This is a genomic window from Macrococcus sp. CoH-51_TC_04 (assembly GCF_058188655.1).
Genome location: NZ_JBVGOY010000013.1, coordinates 51,321 through 57,566, shown reverse-complemented (window position 1 = coordinate 57,566; position 6,246 = coordinate 51,321). Strand labels below are relative to the sequence as shown.

General features: G+C 38.1%; 7 protein-coding genes. All 7 read right to left on the bottom strand.

Annotated features, from left to right (window positions below; genetic code table 11):
* Positions 1-100 precede the first annotated feature (100 nt).
* The 7 genes from ACZ2V4_RS10645 to ACZ2V4_RS10615 all read right to left on the bottom strand — a co-directional run bounded on the left by ACZ2V4_RS10645 (position 101) and on the right by ACZ2V4_RS10615 (position 6,143).
* Positions 101-508: a VOC family protein gene (locus tag ACZ2V4_RS10645; RefSeq protein ID WP_219493927.1), complete on the bottom strand. Its 408-nt coding sequence runs from the start codon at positions 506-508 to the stop codon at positions 101-103.
* Positions 508-993 carry a cupin domain-containing protein gene (locus tag ACZ2V4_RS10640; protein ID WP_219493925.1) on the bottom strand — a complete coding sequence of 162 codons (486 nt, stop codon included), beginning with the start codon at positions 991-993 and terminating at the stop codon, positions 508-510. Before ACZ2V4_RS10640 ends, ACZ2V4_RS10645 begins: the two co-directional genes overlap by 1 nt.
* A 44-nt stretch (positions 994-1,037) precedes the next feature.
* A complete protein-coding gene (locus tag ACZ2V4_RS10635) occupies positions 1,038-1,751 on the bottom strand; it encodes a YebC/PmpR family DNA-binding transcriptional regulator (RefSeq protein WP_086038139.1) in 714 nt (237 codons plus the stop codon).
* A gap of 85 nt (positions 1,752-1,836) precedes the next feature.
* Entirely contained in the window at positions 1,837-2,472 is a 636-nt protein-coding gene (locus tag ACZ2V4_RS10630) for a Bax inhibitor-1/YccA family protein (RefSeq protein WP_012656316.1), read from the bottom strand.
* Positions 2,473-2,542: 70 nt separating this feature from the next.
* Positions 2,543-3,910: a gluconate:H+ symporter gene (locus ACZ2V4_RS10625; protein ID WP_219493920.1), complete on the bottom strand. Its 1,368-nt coding sequence runs from the start codon at positions 3,908-3,910 to the stop codon at positions 2,543-2,545.
* Positions 3,910-5,454 carry a gluconokinase gene (gene gntK / locus ACZ2V4_RS10620; protein WP_419895370.1) on the bottom strand — a complete coding sequence of 515 codons (1,545 nt, stop codon included), beginning with the start codon at positions 5,452-5,454 and terminating at the stop codon, positions 3,910-3,912. The genes ACZ2V4_RS10625 and gntK overlap by 1 nt, the downstream gene beginning before the upstream one ends.
* Positions 5,454-6,143 carry a GntR family transcriptional regulator gene (locus tag ACZ2V4_RS10615; protein WP_283721859.1) on the bottom strand — a complete coding sequence of 230 codons (690 nt, stop codon included), beginning with the start codon at positions 6,141-6,143 and terminating at the stop codon, positions 5,454-5,456. Before ACZ2V4_RS10615 ends, gntK begins: the two co-directional genes overlap by 1 nt.
* Positions 6,144-6,246 lie beyond the last annotated feature (103 nt).

Below are 6,246 nucleotides of genomic sequence, written 5' to 3'. Positions count from 1 at the left end.
CGTTCAATGATATACCTATATTTTATCAAAAAAAGACTGTAAACTTCATCTCCGAAGGAGACTTTGTCTACAGTCTGTGCACCTTATCAATAAGGTGCTATCATCCAATGGATAGGTTTAATTGCCAGTTGATACCAAACTGATCAGCTACCCATGCAAACTTCTCTGACACTGGATGCATCGGCGCAAGTTCCATCAGCACTTGTCCATCCTCCTTTAACTGATCATATAGGAATTCAATCTCTTCAGCAGATTCGCATTCAACCGCAAAACTTAGCGCCGGCGTAAAAGGAATATCTGTACCATTCGCGTTGTCAATTGCCATAAACTGTTCGTTATGAATTGTAAACACTGCATGATTCACCGTCCCGGGTGCACCTGGTCCTTGTTCATCATACTTAATCATAGAAATGATCTCACTATTACGAAATACAGCGGTATAAAATTCAATTGCCGCTTCTGCTTTTCCATTAAACATCATAAATGGCGTAATTTTTTTGTTTTTCATTATACATTCCCCTTGTGCTTTAATGCATATTTTTCGATAATCGTTTGGTGTCTCGGGTACCACTCTATCAGTTCATCTTGCGTAAACAGTTCAAAGCTCTCGAATGTAAATCCTGGTGCGACCATACAGCCAACGAGACTCCATCTATCTTCTCCTTCAACTGTAGATGCAAATATCGTGTTCTTTGGTACTAGATATTGTGGCACTTCACCCTTTTTCACATCGAGCCCAAGTTTAACAGACTGATAACTCCCATCAGGATGAATCATATGAATCGTCAGTGAATCACCTGCATGGAAATACCACAGTTCATCCGACTGTATACGATGAAAGTGTGAAATATTTCCTGACTCTAGCAAGAAATAGATGCTTGTATATAGTCTTTTATCATCTATGTTAAGTTCAGATTGATATGTCTCATAGTAATAGCCCCCTTCTGGATGTGGTTGTAATTGCAATGTCTCTATAAAATCCTGTTTATTCATAATTCCTCCTAAAAAAGCACTGAAATCGCTTCAGTGCTTACAAATTATACATTTACATTATGGTGTACAGTCTGTACGTCTTCTAAATCTTCAATCGCGTCTACTAACTTTTCAAATACTTCTAAGTCCGAATCGGATAAGTCTAATTCAGTCTGAGGGACCATTGAAAGTTCGGCTATAGTAAATTCTTCAATCCCTGCTTCTTTCAATGTATTCTGTACTGCTGCAAATTGATCAGGTTCTGCATAGACAATAACGTGCCCGTCCTCTTCTATTACATCGCGTACATCAATATCTGCTTCCATCAGAATTTCCAGCGTTTCATCTGCACTCTTACCATCAAATCCAAACACTGCAGTATTATCAAACATATAACTTACTGAACCGGATACCCCCATATTCCCCCCGTTCTTACCAAACGCCGCACGAACGTCACTCGCTGTACGGTTAACGTTATTTGTAAGGGCGTCTACGATTAACATCGAACCACCAGGACCAAATCCCTCATAGCGTAGTTCATCGTAGTTCTCTTCTGCACCGCCTTTAGCTTTCTCGATAGCACGATCAATAATATGTTTCGGTACAGAGTATGTTTTCGCACGTTCAAGAACGAATTTCAAGTTTTGGTTCGATTCAGGATCTGGCTCTCCAGACTTTGCTGCGACATAGATTTCACGACCGAATTTCGCATAGATTCTACTTGTATCCTTGTCCTTTGCAGCTTTCTTATCTTTAATGTTGTTCCATTTACGACCCATAATATACACTTCTCTTTCAATAATTTATGTCATTATTATACACATTAATCCTTCATTACACAAAAAAGATTAAAGGCGCATGCCTTTAATCTTTTAAAATACTTGCTAATCGTAAAATATCTAAAATGATATTCAATAGGTTGATAAATAAGCTAAATCCCATCTCCTGTGGTGAGAAGTTTCCTTGTTTTAAACGGTTAAAGTCATATACTGTATACAAGAAAAAGATTGCAAGTCCTGCAATTGTAATCACCATCTGGAACATTGGAATTTGAATGAATATGCCTAAGAAACTTGCAAATACTAATGCGATTAATGCTGGGAATAATAGACGCCCTAAGTTAGATGCATCTCCTACTACAAAGTATCCAACTAAACCAAAGGCTAAGAATGCCCCTACAGCAAGTGCAACGTTTTGATAGAATGCAGCTTCACCTAACGTTGACATGTAGTACATAAATGTACCGTAACTTACAATCCCCATCCCAAACGCCATTAAGTTAGAAATTAAGAATCCAAACTTACGTGAAGCACGCACGAATAACGATAACATTACAAGTGCAAAAATTGCCATAGAAACCGTAAATCTTAATCCCGCTGGCACAAATTGTCCTAAATATGTTCCTACCGCAAAGATAATCCAGTAATACATAAAGAATAAAAACGTTTGACGATACGCTGATGCGCGTGTCACAGGTTGTGCATTATAATAATTGTTCATATAATCCCTCATTTAATTAGTGTTATATAATGATTATACAGTTTACAACTTACATTTACGAGCGATTTGATTATACAAACAGGCTGAAAATCATAATAAAGACGAGACCACTCACAGATATGATCGTCTCTAGAAGCGTCCATGTCAGCACTGTCTCTTTAATGGATAACCCGAAATATTCTTTAAACATCCAGAATCCTGCATCATTCACATGTGATGCGATGACACTCCCGGCACCTGTTGCAAGAACAACCAATGCTAAATTCACATCAGACGCTTCAAGCAACGGAATAACGATACCTGTCGTAGAAATCGCAGCAACTGTCGCAGATCCTAATGCAATTCTAAGTACTGCTGCAACAAGCCAAGCTAACAGAATCGGTGAAAAGTCTGAATGCGTAAATAATGTTTCGACATGCTTACCTACGCCACCATCAATCAATACCTGTTTAAATGCGCCACCTGCACCGATTATCAGAATCATCATCCCAATTGGATAGATTGCATCTGTAACCGACTGCATCACATCTTTCATCTTGCGCCCTCTAGAGAGACCCATTGTGATTACAGCAATCAATATTGAAATCAACATGGCAGTAGATGCATCACCAATTAGGTAAATGGCCTTGATCAATCCATTTACATTTATTCCTTGTGCTTCTACCATTAATTTAACAATTGTGGAAATCAGCATTAATAATACAGGAAATAACGCTGTAAGTGTACTAATGAAAAATCCTGGTGTTTCCTCAATTTTGAAATTCACGTTTTTACCTAAAGACGAGATGTCTCCTTCACGTGTGAATGCTGTCGGCGTAATTTTCTTTGCAAACTTTGTAAATAACGGGCCTGCAATGATTGCTACAGGAATCGCAATGATAAAGCCATATATTAATACTTCACCAAGGTTTGCGTCATATTCTTTTGCAATCATGACCGGTCCAGGATGTGGCGGTAAGAAACCATGCGTTACAGAAAGTGCTGCAGCCATAGGAATACCTAAATAAAGTGCGGGTAGTTTCGTTTCTTTCGCAATGGTATACACAATCGGAATCAGTAATACAAGACCGACTTCAAAGAATAGCGCAATCCCAATAATGAAGGATGCCACAACTACAGCCCACTGAATATGTTTTAGTCCAAATTTATCGATGAGCGTATGTGCAATTCTCGTTGCTCCCCCACCATCAGCAAGTAACTTCCCAAGCATCGCACCTAAACCAAAGATGAGCGCAATATGTCCAAGTGTCCCACCCATTCCTGCTTCAATCGTAGCGACGACTTTATCTAAAGGAATCCCTAGCATAAGTGCCGTTAAAAAAGCGACGATGATTAATGATATAAACGTATTAAGTTTGAGTCCCATAATTAAGACCAGTAGAATAATAATAGCTATAGCGACTGTAAATAACGGCCATTGTTGTACGATAAAATCCATTATACTTCCCTCTTTTCATATTTTCTTTGAAACGCAGCAATGTCATCATATGTTTCCATCAATTGTTGTGTCATCTTAATATAAATCGGTAATACCTCGCGATAGATGTATACGTTTTGCTGAATCGGTTGATGTGGCTTTGTTGCACCAACCATAGCACTGACATGGTCAAAGTTATCTTTTTCTCCAATTGCAATTTGACCGAGAATAAAAGCACCAAGACAAGAACTTTCGATACTCTCCGGTACAATCACTTCATGTTCAAAAATATCGGACATCATCTGTCGCCATAGTGCACTTTTTGCAAATCCTCCTGTTGCCTTTAATGTCTTTACTTCTTCATCCATCAACACGGAAAGCGCAATATAAACCGTATAGAGATTAAAGATGACACCTTCAAGTGCCGCACGAATCATATGCTCTTTTTTATGCGAGAGGGTTAATCCAAAGAATGAGCCACGCACATTTGCATTCCAATGTGGCGCACGTTCTCCTGCAAGAAAAGGATGAAAGATCAAGCCATTACTCGCTGGTGGCACGCGTTCAGCAATCTTAGTCAATACTTCATAGCTATCGACACCGAGACGCTTTGCTGTCTCAATCTCACTTGAAGCAAATTCATCACGTATCCAGCGCAAGACGACACCACCATTATTCACAGGACCGCCAATGACCCATTTGTCCTTTGTCAAAGCATAGCAGAACAATCTCCCCTGACTATCTGTTTTCGGTTGATCAATTACTGTGCGAATCGCTCCACTTGTGCCAATAGTTACTGCAACTTCTCCAGGCTTAAATGCATCTACACCGAGATTACTAAGTACACCGTCACTCGCACCGATAACAAATGGTGTGTTGACATCAATATTCATGATATCCGCATATTGCTTATCTATTCCTGTTAACAGTGTCGTCGTATCTACAGCTTCAGATAACTGACTTTTGTCTATTTCTAAAAGCTTGAGCACAGCATCATCATAATCAAGCTGGCGAATATTAAATATACCCGTGGCACTTAATATTGAATAATCTTCGATATATCTCTTAAAGAGTTGATAGAACACATAACCTTTTATTCCAATAAACTTTTTAGTCGACTGATAAAGCTTGGTTTCCGTTTCTTTCAGCCATAACATTTTGGTCAACGGACTCATCGGGTGAATCGGTGTCCCTGTACGGTGGTAGATAGCAAGACCATCATGTTCACGATTCAGCTTTTCTGCATACTGATAACTCCGATTATCTGCCCACGTAATACTATTAGTAAGTGGTTTATTATGTTCATCCATCAAGATCAAACTATGCATTGCACTAGAAAAGCTAATAAAATCAATCTCATTTTTAGCGGCTTCTGCTTTTTTCACAACCATACGGATGGTTTCTAAAACCGCTTCAAAGATGTCATTCGGATGTTGCTCCGCTGTATCTGTAGTAGGTGTTAATAATGGATACTCCACATGATGTACACCCACTATCTCACCTTGATTTTTATAGATTACCGCTTTAGTACTCGTCGTACCGATATCTACACCTATTTTAAACATTAATTTTCCTCCTTCGTTTGAGAATAGAATAAATCATCTATTTCTTCATGAACATCATCAAAATTCATATGAAGTACTTTTTTATAACCTTTTCTATCTCTTTGTTCAACAGTCGTGATATATTCATGATGATTCTTAAAGATGCGTTCAAAATCACCTTTATTAAACTTCATTCTTTCCTCCATCGAAATTAGGTTCAGTATCAGCATTGTCGGTTTAATGCTCATCCATAACTTTTCTAATTGCTTATGGTGAATACTTTCGATCATCGTCTGATGGAAAAGAATATCCTGCATAGCAAACTCCGCAGCATCATTAAATTTAACCGCTACTTTCATCATTTCAAGTTTCTTATGGAGTTCCAGTACGACTTTAGATATATCCTTTTTTCTGATCTTTTCAAAACTAAAACTTTCAATCATCAGTCTCATGTCATAAAGTTCTTTTATATCATTTTCTGATAAAGCCATTATCACTGCACCCATCCGTTCTAAACGAATCAATTTATCATTAGATAAAATTTTTACCGCATCTCTTACGGGTGAACGACTCACCTTGTACATCTGAGCTAATGTATTCTCTGAAAGCTTCTCTCCATCCTTAATCTGCTTAGAAATAATCTTATACCTCAAATCTAATGCTATCTGCTCTCCTGTTGAAAGTTGATCCATCCATTGTTTAGGTATCATGGTTTACCTCCGTCTACTTGTATACAAGTATGGTAATATAAAATTAACAAACTGTAAACGCTTTCGTTTGAAATAAAAAATAAAGATAAATAAAGCTAGCACT

Bases quoted from the DNA above. Each gene is read 5' to 3' on its own strand.
- ACZ2V4_RS10630 (WP_012656316.1), bottom strand. From the start codon at position 2,472: ATGAACAATTATTATAATGCACAACCTGTGACACGCGCATCAGCGTAT.
- gntK (WP_419895370.1), bottom strand. From the start codon at position 5,454: ATGTTTAAAATAGGTGTAGATATCGGTACGACGAGTACTAAAGCGGTA.
- ACZ2V4_RS10615 (WP_283721859.1), bottom strand. From the start codon at position 6,143: ATGATACCTAAACAATGGATGGATCAACTTTCAACAGGAGAGCAGATA.
- ACZ2V4_RS10640 (WP_219493925.1), bottom strand. From the start codon at position 993: ATGAATAAACAGGATTTTATAGAGACATTGCAATTACAACCACATCCA.
- ACZ2V4_RS10645 (WP_219493927.1), bottom strand. From the start codon at position 508: ATGAAAAACAAAAAAATTACGCCATTTATGATGTTTAATGGAAAAGCA.
- ACZ2V4_RS10625 (WP_219493920.1), bottom strand. From the start codon at position 3,910: ATGGATTTTATCGTACAACAATGGCCGTTATTTACAGTCGCTATAGCT.
- ACZ2V4_RS10635 (WP_086038139.1), bottom strand. From the start codon at position 1,751: ATGGGTCGTAAATGGAACAACATTAAAGATAAGAAAGCTGCAAAGGAC.